Annotated in this window: 16 protein-coding genes and 4 tRNA genes; 11 read left to right on the top strand and 9 right to left on the bottom strand. The window is 60.6% G+C overall.

Annotation, left to right across the window (positions count from 1 at the left end; all coding sequences use genetic code 11):
* Positions 1-35: 35 nt before the first annotated feature.
* On the bottom strand, positions 36-1,259 hold the full coding sequence (locus HBOR_RS12985) for a potassium channel family protein (protein WP_006056304.1): 1,224 nt from the start codon (positions 1,257-1,259) through the stop codon (positions 36-38).
* 211 nt (positions 1,260-1,470) lie between these two features.
* On the opposite strand from HBOR_RS12985, the gene HBOR_RS12980 reads away from it, so the two are divergent.
* Positions 1,471-1,692 (top strand): DUF7564 family protein, encoded by a 222-nt coding sequence (locus HBOR_RS12980; protein ID WP_006056305.1) that lies wholly within the window; start codon positions 1,471-1,473, stop codon positions 1,690-1,692.
* A gap of 390 nt (positions 1,693-2,082) precedes the next feature.
* On the opposite strand, the gene HBOR_RS12975 is transcribed toward HBOR_RS12980, so the two are convergent.
* Both HBOR_RS12975 and HBOR_RS12970 read right to left on the bottom strand, forming a co-directional pair.
* Positions 2,083-2,155, bottom strand: a tRNA-Arg gene (locus tag HBOR_RS12975).
* Positions 2,156-2,652: 497 nt separating this feature from the next.
* Positions 2,653-2,725, bottom strand: a tRNA-Arg gene (locus tag HBOR_RS12970).
* A 195-nt stretch (positions 2,726-2,920) separates the two neighbouring features.
* On the opposite strand from HBOR_RS12970, the gene HBOR_RS12965 reads away from it, so the two are divergent.
* The 4 genes from HBOR_RS12965 (at position 2,921) to HBOR_RS12950 (ending at position 6,755) form a co-directional block, all read left to right on the top strand.
* Positions 2,921-3,418, top strand: coding sequence for a hypothetical protein (locus tag HBOR_RS12965; RefSeq protein WP_006056306.1), 498 nt, complete (start codon positions 2,921-2,923; stop codon positions 3,416-3,418).
* A gap of 299 nt (positions 3,419-3,717) precedes the next feature.
* The gene (locus HBOR_RS12960) at positions 3,718-5,178 is read left to right on the top strand and encodes a single-stranded DNA binding protein (RefSeq protein WP_006056307.1); all 1,461 of its coding nucleotides are present in this window, start codon (positions 3,718-3,720) and stop codon (positions 5,176-5,178) included.
* 128 nt (positions 5,179-5,306) lie between these two features.
* Positions 5,307-5,738 (top strand): histone, encoded by a 432-nt coding sequence (locus tag HBOR_RS12955; RefSeq protein WP_006056308.1) that lies wholly within the window; start codon positions 5,307-5,309, stop codon positions 5,736-5,738.
* A complete protein-coding gene (locus tag HBOR_RS12950; RefSeq protein WP_006056309.1) occupies positions 5,739-6,755 on the top strand; it encodes a histone deacetylase family protein in 1,017 nt (338 codons plus the stop codon).
* Between the two features lie 49 nt (positions 6,756-6,804).
* On the opposite strand, the gene cca is transcribed toward HBOR_RS12950, so the two are convergent.
* Positions 6,805-8,169 (bottom strand): CCA tRNA nucleotidyltransferase, encoded by a 1,365-nt coding sequence (gene cca, locus HBOR_RS12945; RefSeq protein ID WP_006056310.1) that lies wholly within the window; start codon positions 8,167-8,169, stop codon positions 6,805-6,807.
* 147 nt (positions 8,170-8,316) lie between these two features.
* Here cca and HBOR_RS12940 point away from each other — a divergent pair.
* From HBOR_RS12940 to HBOR_RS12930, 3 genes are all read left to right on the top strand, one after another.
* Positions 8,317-8,389, top strand: a tRNA-Asn gene (locus HBOR_RS12940).
* Positions 8,390-8,495: 106 nt separating this feature from the next.
* Positions 8,496-8,570, top strand: a tRNA-Ile gene (locus tag HBOR_RS12935).
* Between the two features lie 400 nt (positions 8,571-8,970).
* The gene (locus HBOR_RS12930; protein WP_006056311.1) at positions 8,971-9,606 is read left to right on the top strand and encodes a hypothetical protein; all 636 of its coding nucleotides are present in this window, start codon (positions 8,971-8,973) and stop codon (positions 9,604-9,606) included.
* Between the two features lie 55 nt (positions 9,607-9,661).
* On the opposite strand, the gene HBOR_RS12925 is transcribed toward HBOR_RS12930, so the two are convergent.
* From HBOR_RS12925 to HBOR_RS12915, 3 genes are all read right to left on the bottom strand, one after another.
* Positions 9,662-10,699 (bottom strand): halocyanin domain-containing protein, encoded by a 1,038-nt coding sequence (locus HBOR_RS12925; protein ID WP_006056312.1) that lies wholly within the window; start codon positions 10,697-10,699, stop codon positions 9,662-9,664.
* 1 nt (position 10,700) lies between these two features.
* Positions 10,701-11,852, bottom strand: a complete 1,152-nt coding sequence (locus HBOR_RS12920) for a multicopper oxidase domain-containing protein (RefSeq protein ID WP_006056313.1) — start codon at positions 11,850-11,852, stop codon at positions 10,701-10,703.
* A 179-nt stretch (positions 11,853-12,031) separates the two neighbouring features.
* A complete protein-coding gene (locus HBOR_RS12915) occupies positions 12,032-13,726 on the bottom strand; it encodes a thermonuclease family protein (protein WP_006056314.1) in 1,695 nt (564 codons plus the stop codon).
* Positions 13,727-13,997: 271 nt separating this feature from the next.
* On the opposite strand from HBOR_RS12915, the gene HBOR_RS12910 reads away from it, so the two are divergent.
* Entirely contained in the window at positions 13,998-14,177 is a 180-nt protein-coding gene (locus HBOR_RS12910) for a hypothetical protein (protein ID WP_006056315.1), read from the top strand.
* A gap of 43 nt (positions 14,178-14,220) precedes the next feature.
* Here the strand turns inward: HBOR_RS12910 and HBOR_RS12905 are convergent, their stop codons facing one another.
* Positions 14,221-15,162: a ZIP family metal transporter gene (locus tag HBOR_RS12905; RefSeq protein ID WP_006056316.1), complete on the bottom strand. Its 942-nt coding sequence runs from the start codon at positions 15,160-15,162 to the stop codon at positions 14,221-14,223.
* A 167-nt stretch (positions 15,163-15,329) separates the two neighbouring features.
* Between HBOR_RS12905 and HBOR_RS12900 the strand changes: the two genes are divergently transcribed.
* Positions 15,330-15,971, top strand: coding sequence for a pyroglutamyl-peptidase I family protein (locus tag HBOR_RS12900; RefSeq protein ID WP_006056317.1), 642 nt, complete (start codon positions 15,330-15,332; stop codon positions 15,969-15,971).
* A gap of 96 nt (positions 15,972-16,067) precedes the next feature.
* A complete protein-coding gene (locus HBOR_RS12895) occupies positions 16,068-16,502 on the top strand; it encodes a DUF7575 domain-containing protein (protein WP_006056318.1) in 435 nt (144 codons plus the stop codon).
* A 92-nt stretch (positions 16,503-16,594) separates the two neighbouring features.
* Here the strand turns inward: HBOR_RS12895 and HBOR_RS12890 are convergent, their stop codons facing one another.
* On the bottom strand, positions 16,595-17,425 hold the full coding sequence (locus HBOR_RS12890; protein WP_006056319.1) for a winged helix-turn-helix transcriptional regulator: 831 nt from the start codon (positions 17,423-17,425) through the stop codon (positions 16,595-16,597).
* Between the last annotated feature and the right edge of the window lie 52 nt (positions 17,426-17,477).

Genomic DNA, 17,477 nt, shown 5'->3' with positions numbered 1-17,477 from the left:
GCCACGTGGCGCGCTCCGACTCTCTTCAGGGCAGTTTACTCGTCGAACGTCTGGGGGTCGTTGAGGAGTTCGCCGAGACGCTCGGCCCCTGCACGAGTCCCCTTGGCGATGATAACGTCGTCGGGTTTGAGTTCGGTCGTCGGACCGGGTTGGACCACCCACTCGCGCCCGTCGGCGCGGCGAACGGCGATGACACGCATTCCCGTCTCGGTCTTGACCATCCGGTCGCCCAGCGTCTCGTTCGCCAGTGAACATCCCGGACCGACGTGGAGGCGGACGATGATCTCGTCGGACTCCTCGACGGCGGCGGCGACGACCGGGTGTGCATCGATGCCGCGAAGGACGCCTTCGGAGATTTCGAGAGCGGCGTCAGAGATGACTTCCGTCGCCGAGGCGATGTGAACGAGTCCCCGGAGTTGCACGGGATCATCGACTCGTCCAGCGGCGCGAAGCACCCACGCTTCGAACCGCGATTTGAGGGCGTCTACCTCGGCTTCCAGTTCCTTGACTTCCTCGGCCACGTCTTCGGAGTCGAACAGTACCGACCCGTAGGCGAGGTCTACGGCGAGTTCGCTCATATCCTTCATCAGGATGATCGAGTCCACGGCGCGTTCGAGGTCCTCGATTGGTGACTCGCGTATCTCGGGCGGTTCGTACGGGCTGGTTGTCACCGTCTCGAACACTGTCTGGATTCCCGCTTGCGGACCGCGGAGCAGAAGTACGTCGTTCTCTTGGAGCGTTGTCTCGCGGTTCGGGTTGAGTATCCAGCGACGCTTGCCCGTCACCGATTGGCGGCGGATCGCGATCACCCGTACGCCTGTTTCCGTCTCCATGTTGATGTCGGCGAGCGACCGTCCGGTGTAGTCAGAGTCGGCAGCAGCAGTCGCGCGGACTAGCATCTCCGCCGCCTCGGGGAGCGCAGAGCGTATCGCGTCCGGAAGGCCGATATCCTCCATCACCACCTTGGCGATATCGCCCGCGGCGTTGGCGATTTTTTCCGCGGCGCCGACGACGCCGAGAACGGACGACAGTTGCTCTGCGTCCTCGGTGCTGCGTGCGGCCATGAGGAGACTCATCCGACCTTGCAGCTTCAGCACGTCCATGCGCTCTTCGAGTTCGAGGACTTCGCGTGCGATGTCGTCGCTCTCGTTGAGGACCGCGGAGAACGAGAGATCGATGAGGAGCTCCGCTGTGTCCTTCATCTCCGCGAGCACGTCCTTGACGCTCACGGGTTCGTACTCCACGTCCTCAGGTTTCATACGCCGAGTTTCACGCCGTTCGGTGAAAAGATTTGTTAGCGACAACGTCTATTTCGTTTTTTTAGTCCCGCGGCTATATCTCCGTATCGGCGTGTCATAACGAAACATGATACTCTTGTGAAGGTTGCTCATACTTATATTCCTCCAGTCCATATGTGGTGTGATAGCACATGGCAACTCTCCAGCATCCAACCACCGTGGGGGAACTCGGATGAAGCGGATTCAACACCCGGTTTGTATCCGTTGTGGAGATACGTATCTGTTCACGAACAGCTACAAAGGAAACTACTGCCGCGACTGCCACGACGAGTGGTCGTCACGCGAGACGAGCGACGAGTCGCGTCCGCGCCCGATACGTCCGCGGACGACATCGTCTGTTCGACGGATCGAAGACGATGACGAGAGTGCGCCGTCGCGTTACGATAACGAGTAATTGCCCCTTACTCGTCGCGGCGCATCACTAACCACGTCTTAACGATGTGACTTACGGAATTTCCGCGAGGACAGACTCCTCGCTTCACCCGTCGTGTAATACTTCGTAGAATGACGACCTGACGGAGTCCCACGCGAGTGGACGCGAGCGTGGGGCAAGTCAGGTCACGAATGAAATGAGCGTCCTGACGGAGATTTGAACTCAGTCACTCCGTTCGCGTTGCTCACTTCGCTCCCTGTTCAAATCTCCGTGTAAGAGTCAATATCCTCACCACCGCGTGCGAGAACCACAGAAGGTTCTCGCGGGGTGAGTTCGGTAGAATGTCGTCCTGACGGAGTCCCACGCGAGCGGACGCGAGCGTGGGGCAAGTCAGGTCGTGAACAAAGTGAACGTCCTGACGGAGATTTGAACTCCGGTCCCTGGCTCCGCAAGCCAAGAGGATAGTCCACTACCCTATCAGGACTCGTTCTTCGATACAGCGCATTCACTTAAGACCGTTACGATGTGGGAGGCAACCGGATTCAGGAACAGTGGGCGTCGTTCAGCGTCTCGTTCCTCATAGAATCATCCTGAAATCCATGTGAGTGTGGGCAAGTCAGGGCACCCGATCTGGTCGTGACTCCGATGGAATTGCTTCGAGGACAGACTCCTCGCTTCGCTCGTCGTGTACTTCCTCGCAGAAGCGTTCTGCCAGAGTCCCACGCGAGCGGACGCAAGCGTGGGGCAAGGTCAGGTCACGAATGAAATGAGCGTCCTGACGGAGATTTGAACTCAGTCACTCCGTTCGCGTTGCTCACTTCGCTCCCTGTTCAAATCTCCGTGTAAGAGTCAATATCCTCACCACCGCGTGCGAGAACCACAGAGGGTTCTCGCGGGGTCAGTTCGGTAGAATGACGTCCTGACGGAGTCCCACACGAGTGGACGCGAGCGTGGGGCAAGTCAGGTCGTGAACAAAGTGAACGTCCTGACGGAGATTTGAACTCCGGTCCCTGGCTCCGCAAGCCAAGAGGATAGTCCACTACCCTATCAGGACTCATCTCTCTGTAGTCGGCACCCATTGAAAGCGGTTGCGATACGGCAGGCCTTCGCGGTGTGCCACCTCGTACCATCAGCTTCCGGTGGCAGCTTGGACGACCGTGAGGTACTCGGAGCGTACGTTCGATGGGAGACGACAAGAGTTCTTTTTGCCTACGTCATTATTTTTCACTCCCGTCCCGTGTCCTGATGTATGAAGCGCCGAACGGCACTCGCAGGTCTCGCAACGCTCGCCCTTCCATTCACTGGCTGCATTGGCGGATCTGAAGGCCCGGGAGGCGAAGAAACCAACACGACGGCCGGCGAAGAAGAAACCATGAATGGTACCGATGAACATACAGGTGACGGCACGCCAGCCGTTCACGACACGTCACTTTCGGCACTCGATTCGTGTCCCGAGGCAGCTCTCAATGTAGACGACGATACGGTCGTCTGTCGTGGTTGCGTCCGGGGGAAGAACGCCTGTACTATCGCCGTCCTCGACGAGGCGACGTACGACGCCGATGCGGACGAACTGCGCGTCGTCGTTGCGACCGAGGAAGACCGCGAGGAAGGAACGATGTGTGCGCAGGTCATCCAAGAACTGGGCTACGAGGTCTCCGTCACTTTCGATGGCACCCTCCCCGGAACGGTCACGCTCGTCGAAGACGACGTGGACGGACAAAACGAAGCTCTCAGCGAGTCGCTCTGATCCGGACGGCTATCGTCACACACCGGATTCGCTCACACTGAAACAGCAATCCTCAGGAAACAGGAACACCGCTCTTCTGGCGGGAACGAACGTTTTTATCGGAAGGCGAGGCCACCGTCTCCGTGCAACGCCGAGACACCGAAATCGGAAGCCAGCGGCCGGATACTCCCGACAAGACAACGCTTAAGCGCGGGCCTACCTTGCACCCGAATATGATTGTGGTCGCTCCGTTTCGAACCCCGGATATCTCTCTCGGGATCGAAGCGCGCTGTCGAACCTTCGACGGAGGTGTCGCGTAGATGGGTGCCATCGAGGACGTATACGACGACCTCGACACCGACGTTCCGTTCGAGGAGTTCGAGGCCGCGGTAAACGACAAGGTCGAACAGATGGGCGGACTGGCGGACGAGGAGACGGCGGCGATGCTGATCGCCCACGAACTCCGCGACGAGGAAGTCGAGGGTATCGCCGACATCGAACCGGGGATGGACGATGTGAAGTTCCTCGGCAAAGTGATGAGCATCGGTGAACTCCGCACGTTCGAGCGTGACGACGAGGACGAAGACGGACGCGTCGTCAACGTCGAAGTCGCCGACGAGACGGGTCGTATCCGCATCTCGCTGTGGGACGGCATGGCCGAGGAGGCGACCGAGAACCTCGAAGTGGGACAGGTTCTCCGTATCGCCGGACGGCCGAAAGACGGCTACAACGGCGTCGAGGTGAGCGTCAACAAGGTCGAACCCGATGCGGATGCCGAGATAGACGTTCAGACGCAGGACAGCTATCGTGTCGAAGACCTCTCGCTCGGCCTTTCGGACGTGAACCTGAAAGGTCGTGTCCTCAGCACCGACAGCGTGCGCACCTTCGACCGCGATGACGGCTCCGAGGGTCGTGTTGCCAACCTCACGCTGGGCGACTCAACGGGTCGTATCCGGGTGACGCTGTGGGACGACAAGGCCGACTTGGCAGCGGAGTTTGATACCGACATCACCGTCGAAGTGGTCGATGGATACGTCCGCGAACGCGACGGGAGTCTCGAACTCCACGTCGGTAACCGCGGGACGCTCGAAGAAATCGACGAAAACGTGGAGTACGTCCCCGAAACGGCCGATATCGCGTCGCTCGAACTCGGACAGACGGTCGATATCGCTGGCGGTGTTATCGAAACGGACCCCAAGCGGACGTTCGACCGCGATGACGGCTCCGAAGGACAGGTCCGAAATATCCGCGTCAAAGACGACACCGGCGACATCCGCGTCGCTCTCTGGGGTGAGAAAGCCGATACAGATGTTGATCTCGCGGATTACGTCGTCATCACGGATGCGGAGATAAAAGAGGGCTGGCAGGAAGACCTCGAAGCCTCCGCCGGATGGCGATCTACAATCACCGTGATGGACGAATCACCGGCAGGTGCCGCTGGAACCGACGCCGACGCCGACGCCGGTACCAGTGCCGACTCGCAAGCGCAAGGTCTCGGTGCGTTCGAAGACGGCGCGTCGGCCGATTCGAATTCGTCTGCGGCCGGCTCCGAACAGTCCTCGGGAAGTGCGTCCGAAGCAGATGATCCCGCGGATGGCTCGGTTGAAGAGTTTACCGGCACTGTCGTCCAAGCGGGCAATCCGGTTGTCTTGGATAACGGTACCGAGACGCGGAGCGTCGAGACATCCGAGAGTCTTCAACTCGGCGCGGAAGTAACCGTCCGCGGACCCGTGCGAGACGGTCGAATCGAGGCGACTGACGTTCAGTCTGTTACTCGATAAGGCGTTCATCGCTCCACGAGACCCGCTTTTCTCTCCGTTCGGTGAGCCGGCGCATCGGTGTGCGGAAGCAGAGGCGACGAGAGACGCTACGGAAAGGATTATACGCGGCACGCCCGGCATATGTGGGTATGAGTGTCGAGCTACCGTTCGCTCCGGTCGACACGATCATCCGCCGGAACGCTGGGTCTCTTCGAGTCAGTGCTGACGCGGCGGAGGAACTCGCCCGTCGCATCCAGCGACACGGCTCGGAACTCGCCATCGACGCGGCGGAACGAGCGCGCGAGGACGGGCGGAAGACGTTGATGGCGGAGGATTTCGACGTCGAACAGGTCGTTTCGCGGGCCGAACTCGAACTGCCTGTTGCTCCCGTAGATCGCATCGCTCGGCTCCGCATCGACGACCGGTACCGAGTTTCGATGGACGCGCGTATCGCGCTGGCGGACATCCTCGAAGACTACGCCGACAACGTCGCAGACGCCGCGGCGAAGCTCGCTCGACACGCAGACAGACGCACAATCCAGGCAGAAGACATCGAGACGTACTTTGCCCTCTTCGAGTAGATGCAGTTTGGATACAGCGAGACCTGTCTCGCACACGACACCGGTAAGCGGCACCCCGAGACGGCGGACCGTCTCCGTGCCATTCGTCGCGCACTGGCGAAGCGACACGGCGTGGAGTACGTAGAAGCCGACCCGGCAGACGATGCCGCCGTGGCCGCTGTCCATGAGGAAGGCTACGTGGACGAAATTCGGTCGTTCTGTGAGGAGGGCGGCGGGAACTGGGATCCAGATACCGTCGCGTCTGAGGATACGTGGGACGCTGCCCTCGTCTCGGCGGGTCTCGCTCAGTGGGCCGCACGCGCGGCTGTCGAGGGGGCGGACGAACGGGATACCCCGTTCTCGCTCGGTCGTCCGCCGGGTCATCACGCCGTCGAAAACGACGCGATGGGCTTCTGTTTTATCAACAACGCCGCCGTTGCGGCCCAGACCGTCATCGATGACGACGAACTGGACGCCGAACGCGTCGCTATCTTCGACTGGGACGTCCACCACGGTAACGGCACACAGGATATCTTCTACGACCGGGGCGACGTGTTCTACGCATCACTCCACGAGGGGGGGTTGTACCCTGGTACCGGTGAGATAGACGAAATCGGTGAGGGGGATGGCGAGGGAACGACGCTAAACGTCCCACTCGAGGCTGGTGCGGGCGACGCCGACTACGAACTCGTCATCAGCGAAGTGCTTCGCCCGGCGCTCGAACAGTTCGACCCGGATCTCATCATCATCAGCGCGGGGTTCGACGCGCACCGACACGACCCCATCTCGCGGATGCGCGTCTCGACAGAGGGCTACGCGCAACTGACCGACAGCGTTCGGGCCATTGCTAACGACGTAGACGCTGGGCTTGCGTTTGTCCTCGAAGGCGGCTACGGCCTCGACACGCTTTCGGAAGGCGTCGCTATCGTCCACGAGACGTTCGACGGCCGGACGCCGATGGAAATCGAAGAAGACCACGACGAGAAGACAGAAGCGATCATTGAGGATGTCTTGGACGCTCACGGCATCGACGGCTGAACAGTCTCGTTTCCGACACTGAGTGCCGCCTGCTCGTTCTATCCGCCTGCTACGGTTTCGGGTCGAAGTACTGCGCGAGTTCGCCACCGAACGTCTCGGCAAGCCCGCCGACTTCGTCGCCGACGAGGACCTCGTACTCCTCTTGCAGTTGTTCTTCGACGTGCGAACCGAGTCCGACCGTGAACAGCGTGTCGCTCCTGAGTAGTTCGGCAGCGTCGGTGAACTCGCGTTCGCGTTCGACGGCGTAGCGGTCGCCGTCCAAGAATGGCCCGTAGGTGTCCCCATCCGCGTATGCGTCGTAGAACCCTTCGGCGTGATTTCGGACGTGGACCGGTGGGCCATCATGCCGTGCCACGTTCGGGAGCGTTCGATGCGCGAGTTCGACAAATAGCACCGCGCGGTCCGCGGCGAACGTCGTGGATCGAATCGGGGCGAATCCGCGACGGTCGAGTTCCGACTCGATGCCCGCGATGGACTTGTACAGCTGTGGATAGAGTTGATCTTCGACCACGTCGGGTGCGTCGAAGACGACTGCCATCGGCGTCGTCCCGCGCCGTCGCACGTGCTCTTGCACGTCCTCGGCCGAGAGCGGTTCCGGGTCGTCGCCGAAGAACAGGTCTACACGTGGGTCATCGAGCAGTTCGCGTGCGTAGTGCTGGAGGCGGGCGACGTTCTCGGCGGAGCAGACGGCCGCGACGTTCCGCGTCGGGTCCGTTGGGTCGATAACGACGAGTGGGTCGTCGAACGACCGCGAACCGTGGTCTTCTGGATCGAGTTCGACCGGCGGGTGCCAGTCGGCGGCGGCACAAATCAGCGACTCGAAGCCACCGTATTCGAGGACGAGCAATTCAGTGAGGTAGCCGGAGAATCCCTGCGTTCTGAGGTTACTCCCGTACGCCCCGATTCCCTTCAGGAACCGCTTGAACACGCGCACTTCGGCGGCGAGTTCATCGTCCAATCGGGCCGTGAGATACTCGTTGTGGTGTGGGGTTCGGTCCACGGCCGAGCGGAGAGACGAGCCGTCGTCAACGTCAAAACACGGCACTAAGTCCACGTCGAAGCCGTCGAACTCGCCGACGACGTAGGGATGTTCGGCGTACTCTTCGTGTCCCTCCGGGAGGACGGCGTTGCCGATGGCCAGTCCGTAGCGCTCCAGCGATTCGCGGTCTAGATCGTCCGGAAACCGGATGAACAAGTCGATATCACGGTCGCCCGAGAGCCACGTTCCGCGAGCCGTCGAACCGACACGAAGCACGTCGGCATCGACGGACAGCGCTGCAAGTTCGTCCTCGACACGCGAAGTGAGAGTTGCAGCGGTTTCGCGGAGTGCCGTTTGCTCGGCTTCGTCCGGGTCGATTCGCTCACGGACGCGCGCGACGACGTGCGACAGGTCCTCGGAGTCCGACTCGGCCATTGTCGAGTGAGGGTTGCCTACGGGCGGGCGAAAGCGTGTCGGTGTTGCCCCCTCAAAACGCACGCTGACATCCCACATCCGCCGGCTGAAAACGAAAGCCCTATCAAAGTTCCTCGGTGTACGATAGAGTGCAGACGCACGCCCCGAGCCGTCGTAGCTCAGTTGGTAGAGCACCTCGCTGTTAACGAGGTGGTCCCAGGTTCGAGTCCTGGCGACGGCGTCACTTTTTCAGCGAATTACCCTCTCTAGCCACTGTTTCGTCGGCTGATTCGGTCGTCGATAACGACAACGCTAAAGAGGTGCCCGCGGAAAGATGTGAACGACTCGGGCCCTTAGCTCAGTCTGGTTAGAGCGCTCGGCTCATAACCGAGTGGTCGATGGTTCGAATCCGTCAGGGCCCATAGAGTGTCCGAGCGACAGCGAGGACCGTGCCTGTTCTGCTGTCGGATTCGGAGCAGGGAGCAGCTTGCTGCGACCGCGGTTCGAATCCGTCAGGGCCCATGAAAAGACCGCGAGCATCAGGAGCGATGTTTCGATTTCGTTCTGCAAGCGGTAGTGGTGCTATCGCTCACCGACGCGACTGGTTCAGTTGACTACTCATCTCACACACATCTAATATCTCATCATAACCCTTCTCTAGTGTATCATTTACAAATGCAGACCTTCATTTGGTTACAATCAGAACACAAATCTCCCGATAGGTGCATTGTTCCTCAACCTATCATATCTAATTGGTAATATTAATTCTATATTTTGATACTCTATGTCAATGTTTATCATTGTCTAAGTGTGACTAGAAGTATGGCCACTTGGCTCAATCCGAGGGATGGGGACGCCGACGCGTGGGCCGGACAGGGAGATGAACCGTCTCGGCCACCTCGTATCCCGCCGACGCTCGAACGCGCACACGAAGTCTCGGCCCCCTACCAGTTCTCCGAGGCGCGGACGTACTACGGAACGCTCACGGGTGTCGAATTCGACGGTGACGAGTATCCATCTACGGAGGTGAAAGTCGTCGGTGGCGTCACGCGCGGCCGAACGCTTAAGCTCCACGTCCGGGGCTTTCTGTGGCGACCGAACTACGACGACGGTCCGAACGCGTACCGGTTCAAATCGCAGGTCGTCCGGGAGCAACCGCCAACCGAGACGATTCCGTTCGATACGTACCAATTCTGGCAACGAACGCAGCGAGGGACTGTCACGAACGACGGCGTCATCGTCGAGTTTGAACCTGAAGAGGGCACCGAGCAGACTGTTCGGACCGACCAAGGGTTCGACGAACTGTTCGAACCACTCCGGATACATATCGCCGAACTCGAACTCGTTCGGAATCCGCAGTTAGCGTCGTACGTCCTCCGAGAGACGGACCGCTGGGATGCCTACGGTGACGTGTTTCGTTGGCGTCCGAGTGCGTTTAACCGCCGAGAGGTGTCGTGAACCGCGTCAGAAAAAGCAGACCGACTGCCTCGATTCGAATTGTGACGAACAGACCTCAGTTGTCGTCACGCTCTGGGTCGTACTCGGACATCGTACGGAGATGTAGTCCGACGCCGAGGACGGCACCTGCCGTCGCCAGTCCGACGGTACCCGCGGCAACCCCGACACCCTGTGGCGTCAGCACGTCTACGGGGCCGTCGCCGACGAGGACGACGCCGCGCATCCCTTTGTCACCGTACTTCGTACACTCGTACTTCGAGAGGCCGTCGCCGTCGAAGGCGAGAGCGTACTCGTGTCCGGTGCCGCGCAGTTGGTCGCTCGCGTATCCGACCTGTTCGTCCATCACATCGTACGCGCCTGCTGTACCGACCCACTCCCATCGGACAACCGTTCCGGGATCGATGTGAATTGCAGCGGGTTCGAAGGCGAACTCGCCACCGTTGCCCGTCGCGCCGACTTCGATAGTCACCTCGGACTCTCCGCGGTGGTCCTTGATTCCATCGTAATTGTCTGTCCCGGCTAGCCATCCGTCGAAGCTCTGCGCCGAAGCGTCGGCGGATGTCTCGTCTGATTCGCTCTCACCGGTTGATCCGTCTGACGCGCTCGCTCCGGCCTCACCGCTTGCTCCTGTTCCACCCGGAAGCGTCACTTCGACATCCCCGACGACGAGTGCGCCGCGCATCCCCATCGCACTGTGCGGTGCGCAGGCGTAGGGAATCACATCCGATGTGGAGACCGTCTGGGCGAACGTCGCTCCTGCGTCTGAGTAGTACTCCGACTCGAACGTGCCGTCTTCTGCGACGACGTTGTGACTGCCTCCTTTTCCGGTCCATTTCCACGTGACTGTGGTCTCCGGTGAGACGCGGACGACGGCCGGTGAGAATCCGAAGTCGCCGCCGTTACCTGCCGTCCCAACTTCGACGACAACCTCGTCGCGTCCCGTGGCGTCAACGACGGTATCTGCGCCATCAGTTTTGGCCAACCACTCGGTCAGATCCGTCGCGTCCGCTGCACGAGCCGGGCGGGCGAGCAGTGCAGATCCCATCAGCGCTCCGGTGCCGACCAGCATCTCTCGGCGCGAGTACGTCGTCATCTCACACCTCGTATCCGGCGTAGGCCATCACCTGTTTGAACAGATCCGTGTCCATCACTGGCGTGTAGACGACCGCAGAAAGCATTCCACCCGGGTACGAGGACCCGTTGCGGACGTGGTCCACCTTGTGGCAGTGCATGAGGTAGATACCGGGGTCGGCGTCCGCGGTGAACTCGACGGTGTACCGTTCTGCGGGGGCGATGTTCACCACGTCCTGCAGGAGTTGCATCTGCTCGGGGATGGCTGATCCGTCCTTCTCAACCACTTTGAAGCGGTGGTTATGCAGGTGCATCGGGTGCGAGTGGAACCCGGCATTTACCCAGTGGACGCGAACCGTATCACCGGGATCAACAATAATCGGCGACCCGGTTTCGGGGTGGAACGTCGCGGGCGCGGACTTCCCGTTGATGGTGAACGTGTCCATCATCCGGTTGGTGATGTCGTACGTGGCGTCTTGGCCGCCGTACTGCCGCGAGAGGCGCGTGTCCCACTCTTTGACCGTCATGTAGTACTCCTTGTCGGCCCGTTCGTACCCCTTTGGCTCGACGCGGAGGATACCGAACATCCCCATATCCATGTGCCGTGGCGTCTGGTAGTGGCAGTGATAGAGATGGGTCCCGGCCACGTTGGCCGTGAACTCGTACGTGTGTTTTTCGCCCGCTTCGACGGTGATTCCGGTCGTCGTCGGCACGCCGTCGTTCTCCCACGTCTTCCGTAGACCGTGGACGTGGAGCGTGTGGGGCATGTCCATCCCCGAGTTGTCGAGGGTGACCGTGAACGTCTCACCCTCTTGAATGCGGAGAATGGGACCGGGAACCGACGGCGTGCCGTCGTCTGCTTGCCACGCCCACACGACGGGGAGCGTGATCGGGCCGTTCATCGTCTCGCCGGGGTGGACGTGGTGGACCGCGCTCACGGTCTTCAGCGTCACGTGGTTGTCGCGTTCGCCGAGATCAACCACTTCGGGCCGACCGGTCGTCGGGAGGTCGCCAGCGACGGCCTGCGTAGTCGAACCGGCGGCATCGACCTGCGAAACCGTCGGCGTCGAACTCGTCAGGCAACCGGCGGAGGCGAAAAGCCCCGTGGACCCCGTCGCGGCGAGAAACTTTCTGCGCGAGATTCCGTCACCAGGAGCGCCAACTTCGTTTGTCATCAGTTTCTGCTTATCCTGTGAGGTACATATCAACCGAAGATAAATCTCAAACTGCGAGAAACGAGCGACTCAACCGGACTATTAGCGTCTGAGGCGGATAATTCTCCCAATCAGTCTGGATACTAGTCTCTCAAAATAAATATAGATTATTCGATATAAACCGATTCTGAGGGCTTGCGTTAGGCAGTGGCTGTCGTCTGATCGTCACTCGTCTCAGTGGTTGTTGACTCGGCTTCCGTCTGTGTCTCGGTGGTGCCCTCGGATTCTGTCGCCGTCGATTCCGTCTCTGTTGGCGTTTTCGCTTCGGTCTGCGTACTCGTTTCTGTCTCGGGTGTCGTTTCGGTCGGCGTTTCGGGGTCCGTGGGTGTCTCGGTCGCCAGCGGGTCCTCCCAGAAGAACTCCCAGAGGCCGCTGTAACCCTGTGACGCCCCCGTTTCGGCGTCTTCAAACGCCTCCACTTCGGAGAACGTTCGGTCCGACACCTGTGCGTAGCCTTGCTGTATCAATTTCTCGTTTAGGGTATCGCTGGCCCCGTAATCGACGTACACTAGGAGACGGCCCTGCGAGTCGCGCCGGTCTGCTTTCGAATCGACGCGAATCGTCACCTCCTCACCGCTCACTTTATCGCTGGTGAACGATTCGGCTTTGCCGTCCCACTCGTTCAGCCACTCCTCACCGCCGTCTTCCGCGGCCATTCCGTGGAAGTCGTCGCTGTCGTAGTCGCCGTCGGGGGTATCGACGCCGACGAGTTGGACCACCTCGGTGTGTCCATCCTCGAACGTAACTTCGAGACGGTCGCCCGCGACGACGTTTTCGACGGTAACGGTCCACGAACTCCGGTTCTCTATATCCGTCTCGTCTGTGGGCGTCTCAGTTCCACCCTCCGGCGTTTCGGTGCCACCATCAAGTGGATCTGGCTCGAAGAACTGCCAGAGACCGGTGTAGCCCTGCTGTGCGTTCGTCTCGGCCGATTCGTAGCTCGACCGCTCCACGAACGAACGGTCCGACACCTGTGCGTGGCCCTGTTGGACGAGTTGTTCGTTCAGCGTCTCACCGCGTGATTCGAGGTAGACGAGGAGACGACCCTGCGAGTCGCGGCGGTCCGTCGTGGAATCGACGCGGATCGTCACTTCTTCGCCACCAACTTTCTCGCGCGTAAAGTCGGTCGCATTGCTGACCCAACCGTCCAGCCACGCGTCGCCGCCGTCTTCGGTCGGCATGCCCTCGAAGTCGCTATCGTCGTACTGTCCGTCAGGTGCGTCCACGCCGACGAGTTTGACCTCCTCGATGCTCCCGTCTGCGAATTTGACTGTTATCGTGTCGGCTTCGACGATTTCGTCCACAGTGACGGTCCATTCCGTCTGCTTCGCGTCGTCTGACGAGGTGGTCGTTGTCTCTGTCGTGGTACTGTCTCTGTTCTCTCCTGTCGGATTACTCTCGGCGGCCGGATTATTGCCCCCTGCTGGATTGTTCTCCCCCACGTCGTTCTGCGAACCTGCGTTCGCGTTGTCCCCACCGCCGTTCTCGGCGGACGTGCCTGCGTTGCCGCCGTTGCCCGCCGACGAACCGGCGGTTGATACCGTCGCCGAGTCCGACTCGCTTCCATCACTCGCGTTTGCATCGCCTACGCCTGTCTCGTCCGCGCCCGTCTCTGCTTGCCTCGTCTTTCCATCTGCGCCCGCCTCCGACGCGTCGTCAACTGGCTCCTCAGCCGTCGCTGACGCTTCAGCGTCTCCTGTTGTCTGCTCGCTCACCGTCTTTGCCGTCGCAATATCCGTTGTGACGTCACTGTCATCGGAGGATTGTGGTCCCGCAGACGTACATCCCGCTGTCACAAGCAGGAGGGCGACTACGAGCGGTATCAGCCGGGACATTCTGTACCGGACTCACACTCGCGCCGGACATATAATTCAGCATAATTCTACACGATATAATGTCTCCTAATCCGGACAGTCAGGAGTTACTGAAATATTACCTTCCCGTACCAACTACTAGCCACAATCGACGCTAGATTAACGGCGTACTTAGCTGCGTTATGTCGCCCCACACACCTGCCTTTTCGGTCGTTCGTCTGGTCTGCGAGCGAGTGCGCACTCAAATCGGGCTGATGGGTACACTCTTACGGGCCGCTCTCCGACGTGCTGTATGGATTCGTCCGGGCCGGTTCTCGACGTGATAGTCGCCGGAACGGGATTTTCGGCGCTGGTTCTCGGCGTCGGCGTTGTCACCGAAAGTATCGTATTGGCGCTCGGTGCCGCGTTTTTCCTCCTTCTCGCGTTGGTTCTCGTTTACCCGTTCGCTCGGTTCACGGGCGAGACGAACTGACTGCTCCGTTCTGCTCGCACACTCTACTGCCTCTCATTCGTTGTCATCCGAGTAATACGTCGAGCGTCAGCATGACGATGGCTCCGCCCATCATCGTGAGCGTCGCGAGTCGCTCGTGGCCGTGTGCGTGTGTCTCCGGGATGATTTCGTCGCCGAGGACGTACAGCATCCCGCCTGCGGCAAAGCCCATCGCGTAGGGAAGAAGCGGTGCCGCGGCGACGACGGCCCACGCGCCGAACACTGCGAGCGGTATCTCGACGATACCTGCTCGGATACCGGCGACTGCGGCGTAGTACGTCCGACCGAGGCCCGCGTTGATTGCGGCAACTGAGACGGCCAACCCCTCCGGAATATTCTGGATGCCAATCGCGAGCATGAGACCGATGGCGTTAGTCACGTCTCCCGATCCGAAGCCGACGCCGACGGCCAACCCTTCGGGCATGTTGTGGAGGGTGATAGCAACGGTAAAAAGCAGGACGCCGACGACGCGAGAGTCGGCTTGCTCTACCATCGCTCCGGCCCGCTTGATGCCTCCGTCGGACACCGAATCCGACGAGCGTTGCCAATCATCGGTTCCCTCGCCACCGTCGGACTCGGCGCGGTCGGTCAACTCTCCGCTGATCAGCGGCCCAACGTACTGCACCCATCGCTCGCCTTGATCGAGGAGGATGACGCCGAGACCGAATCCGATGAGAACCGGGGTGATGCCCGCAAGTTCGATGCCGCCGGGAGTGAACGGGCGGTACGCGGGATCGGATGCGAAATCGATGCCGGGGAGCAACAGACTCGTGAAACTCGCAGACAACATCACGCCCGCGGCGAATCCCAGCGCGCCGTCGAGCGACCGCTCGGTCGGATTCCGCCAGATGAGGACCAAGACGGCACCGAGCAGATTCATGAACGCGATGACGATGCCGCCCGCTAACCCCTGCAGCACCGGATTTGGACCGACTATATCGATAAACAGTTCGGCTATCGACGGCATGCGGTCTGCCCTCCGTCGCTCGCTCTGGAGTCCGACATAGCTGTAGTGAGGCGGCGAACGAGGGTAAAGCTGTAGCAGATGCGACCGATCAGCCGATACCCGGACGTTCATTTCCGTCGGCGACGACTCCCAATCATGTTCGCAGCGTCCACACCGGAGGTTCGCACGTGACCGTCGTCGTCACCGGCTACGAACCGTTCGGAGAACTCGACACGAACCCGACTGCACACGTCGCCGCCGAACTCGACGGCGAGACCGTTGCGGGCGAATCGGTCGTCGGTGCTGTCCTTCCCGTTGCTTTCGATTCTGTGACGGACCGACTGGAGTCGCTGCTCGCAGAGCACGACCCGACGGTTTTCGTCTCGACCGGCGTCGCCCGCGGGTCTGCGGCCGTCCGAATCGAACGAGTCGGCGTCAACGTCGCTGACGCGGTGACGACGCCCGACAACGTGGGCGCAGATCCGCGGAACGAACGTCTCGCTGACGGCCCGGCAGCGTACTTCTCGACGCTTCCTGTCGAGTCCGTCGTCACCGACCTCTTAGATGAGGGCATCCCGGCCTGTCTCTCGAACACGGCGGGAACGCATCTGTGTAACGATGCGCTCTACACCGTCCGCCACGCTGTCGAACGCGACGACCGAGAGACTCGGTCGGGGTTCGTTCATCTCCCGTTCTCTCCATCGTTGGCCGCCGCCGCGGCCCGGGAGAATGAGGCAACACGCGGTGGATCAGTGCCACCGAGCATGGCCCTTACTACGCAGACGCGAGCGGTCCGTCTGGCAATCGAGACGACGCTTGGTTCGATGTGATCCCGTCGAAAACCGGCTCAGATGGCTGTTCACCGGGGGTTGATCTGCTCGGACCGTGCCCCAAGAGTTATCCTGACTGAACGTTCAGTTTGTGATATGGAGCTGAAATCACGGAAACGGCCGTGGCTCGCCGCTGTTCTCGGAGCGCTGGCGACGGGTGCCGGCCATATCTATCTCCGCCGGTGGAAGCGTGCGTTCGGGTGGGTGGCAACTGCTATGGCCACTGGTATACTGTTTGTCGAACCGGCCGAGGCGGAGGCGTTCTTATATCATCAGGGTCCGATTGCCCCGATGTTCCCCGTGCTTGCTGTCGTCCTTGCCAGCGCGTTCGACGCGTACCTCGTCGCCCGTGCGCAGAACGAGACCGCAAAGCGCACTGTCAATCCCGACGGGACCATCACGCACTGTCCGTACTGCGGAAAGGAACTCGACGGCGATCTCGACTTCTGTCAGTGGTGTACGACCGAACTCGACGACTTCCGGGTCGCTTCACCCGATGACGACTCCGAGATGACTACTCGACGCGAGTAACTGCTGTTTGACGTGAACAGACAGCCGTTCGATGCAGACCGACGGCCGTTCGATTCGGACGGACGTTCAACGCGGACTGACGACTGTTTTCGCTACTCTTCGGAGACGAGTCCCGCTTCGGCAGCGACTCCTTTGGGATCGTTCAGTTCGTGCGAGAGGGACTCTCTCCGCTCTTCAAGATCGCGGTACGCTTCGACGGAGGTGTCACCGTGGAACGCCGCCATCTTGGCGACGACTGAGAGATACTTCCTGACGACTTCCGAACGCGGCGTCAACAGGGCCTCCACGGTTTCGGTTAACTCCGTTGCCGTCACCGGTTTTCTGACGTACCGGTCGAACGGAACTGACAGCGTTTGCTCGTCCAAACGGGCGGACGCGAGAAGTGCGACCCGGATTGACGGATACTCCGCTGCGATGCACTGGGCGACGTGTTCACCGGATACGTCCGGCATCTTCCGGTCGAGGAGGACGGCATCGACCGTCTCGTCTACTTTCGACAGTCCCTCGGTGCCGTCGTTGGCCGTCCGAACCTCGAACTCCGAGAGCATCGACGTGTAGAGTTCGGTGAGGCGTGCGTCGTCGTCGACGACCAAGACGACGGGTGTTTCGTTGTCGTGGTACCGTTCGGTCCATCGACCGAGGTCACCGAGGATACTGGCGAGTTCGTGCCCTGCCGTCGTCGGCGTGTACTCGACGCGGAGCGGACTTGTCTGGAGCTCGTTCCGCTCGATGAGTCCGTCGTCAACGAGGTCCGCAAGCGTCTCACTGAGGACTTTCGAGGAGATGTCGAGTCGTCGTTCGAGGTCGGAAAACCCCGCTGGGCCGTTGCTAACGAGCGAGTAGACAACAGCTGGGTGCCACTTTTTGCCGACAACATCCGTGCCATCGAGGACCGCGCGCAGTGACGGATCCCGATCGGTCATTCATCTCTTCATCGTCAGCCCGCCTGATAACAATTTCTTTCGCTAGCTGATA

The organism is Halogeometricum borinquense DSM 11551 (genome assembly GCF_000172995.2).
Classification (GTDB): Archaea; Halobacteriota; Halobacteria; order Halobacteriales; family Haloferacaceae; genus Halogeometricum; species Halogeometricum borinquense.
The sequence above is the reverse complement of the archived record's forward strand: the minus strand, read 5'-3'. Positions and strand labels throughout refer to the sequence as shown.

What these genes read in the sequence shown, in the direction of transcription:
- HBOR_RS12950 (WP_006056309.1), top strand. Translation starts at nt 5,739, where the DNA reads ATGCAGTTTGGATACAGCGAGACCTGTCTCGCACACGACACCGGTAAG.
- HBOR_RS12915 (WP_006056314.1), bottom strand. Translation starts at nt 13,726, where the DNA reads ATGTCCCGGCTGATACCGCTCGTAGTCGCCCTCCTGCTTGTGACAGCG.
- cca (WP_006056310.1), bottom strand. Translation starts at nt 8,169, where the DNA reads ATGGCCGAGTCGGACTCCGAGGACCTGTCGCACGTCGTCGCGCGCGTC.
- HBOR_RS12905 (WP_006056316.1), bottom strand. Translation starts at nt 15,162, where the DNA reads ATGCCGTCGATAGCCGAACTGTTTATCGATATAGTCGGTCCAAATCCG.
- HBOR_RS12965 (WP_006056306.1), top strand. Translation starts at nt 2,921, where the DNA reads ATGAAGCGCCGAACGGCACTCGCAGGTCTCGCAACGCTCGCCCTTCCA.
- HBOR_RS12910 (WP_006056315.1), top strand. Translation starts at nt 13,998, where the DNA reads ATGGATTCGTCCGGGCCGGTTCTCGACGTGATAGTCGCCGGAACGGGA.
- HBOR_RS12890 (WP_006056319.1), bottom strand. Translation starts at nt 17,425, where the DNA reads ATGACCGATCGGGATCCGTCACTGCGCGCGGTCCTCGATGGCACGGAT.
- HBOR_RS12895 (WP_006056318.1), top strand. Translation starts at nt 16,068, where the DNA reads ATGGAGCTGAAATCACGGAAACGGCCGTGGCTCGCCGCTGTTCTCGGA.
- HBOR_RS12960 (WP_006056307.1), top strand. Translation starts at nt 3,718, where the DNA reads ATGGGTGCCATCGAGGACGTATACGACGACCTCGACACCGACGTTCCG.
- HBOR_RS12980 (WP_006056305.1), top strand. Translation starts at nt 1,471, where the DNA reads ATGAAGCGGATTCAACACCCGGTTTGTATCCGTTGTGGAGATACGTAT.
- HBOR_RS12955 (WP_006056308.1), top strand. Translation starts at nt 5,307, where the DNA reads ATGAGTGTCGAGCTACCGTTCGCTCCGGTCGACACGATCATCCGCCGG.
- HBOR_RS12925 (WP_006056312.1), bottom strand. Translation starts at nt 10,699, where the DNA reads ATGACGACGTACTCGCGCCGAGAGATGCTGGTCGGCACCGGAGCGCTG.
- HBOR_RS12985 (WP_006056304.1), bottom strand. Translation starts at nt 1,259, where the DNA reads ATGAAACCTGAGGACGTGGAGTACGAACCCGTGAGCGTCAAGGACGTG.
- HBOR_RS12920 (WP_006056313.1), bottom strand. Translation starts at nt 11,852, where the DNA reads ATGACAAACGAAGTTGGCGCTCCTGGTGACGGAATCTCGCGCAGAAAG.
- HBOR_RS12930 (WP_006056311.1), top strand. Translation starts at nt 8,971, where the DNA reads ATGGCCACTTGGCTCAATCCGAGGGATGGGGACGCCGACGCGTGGGCC.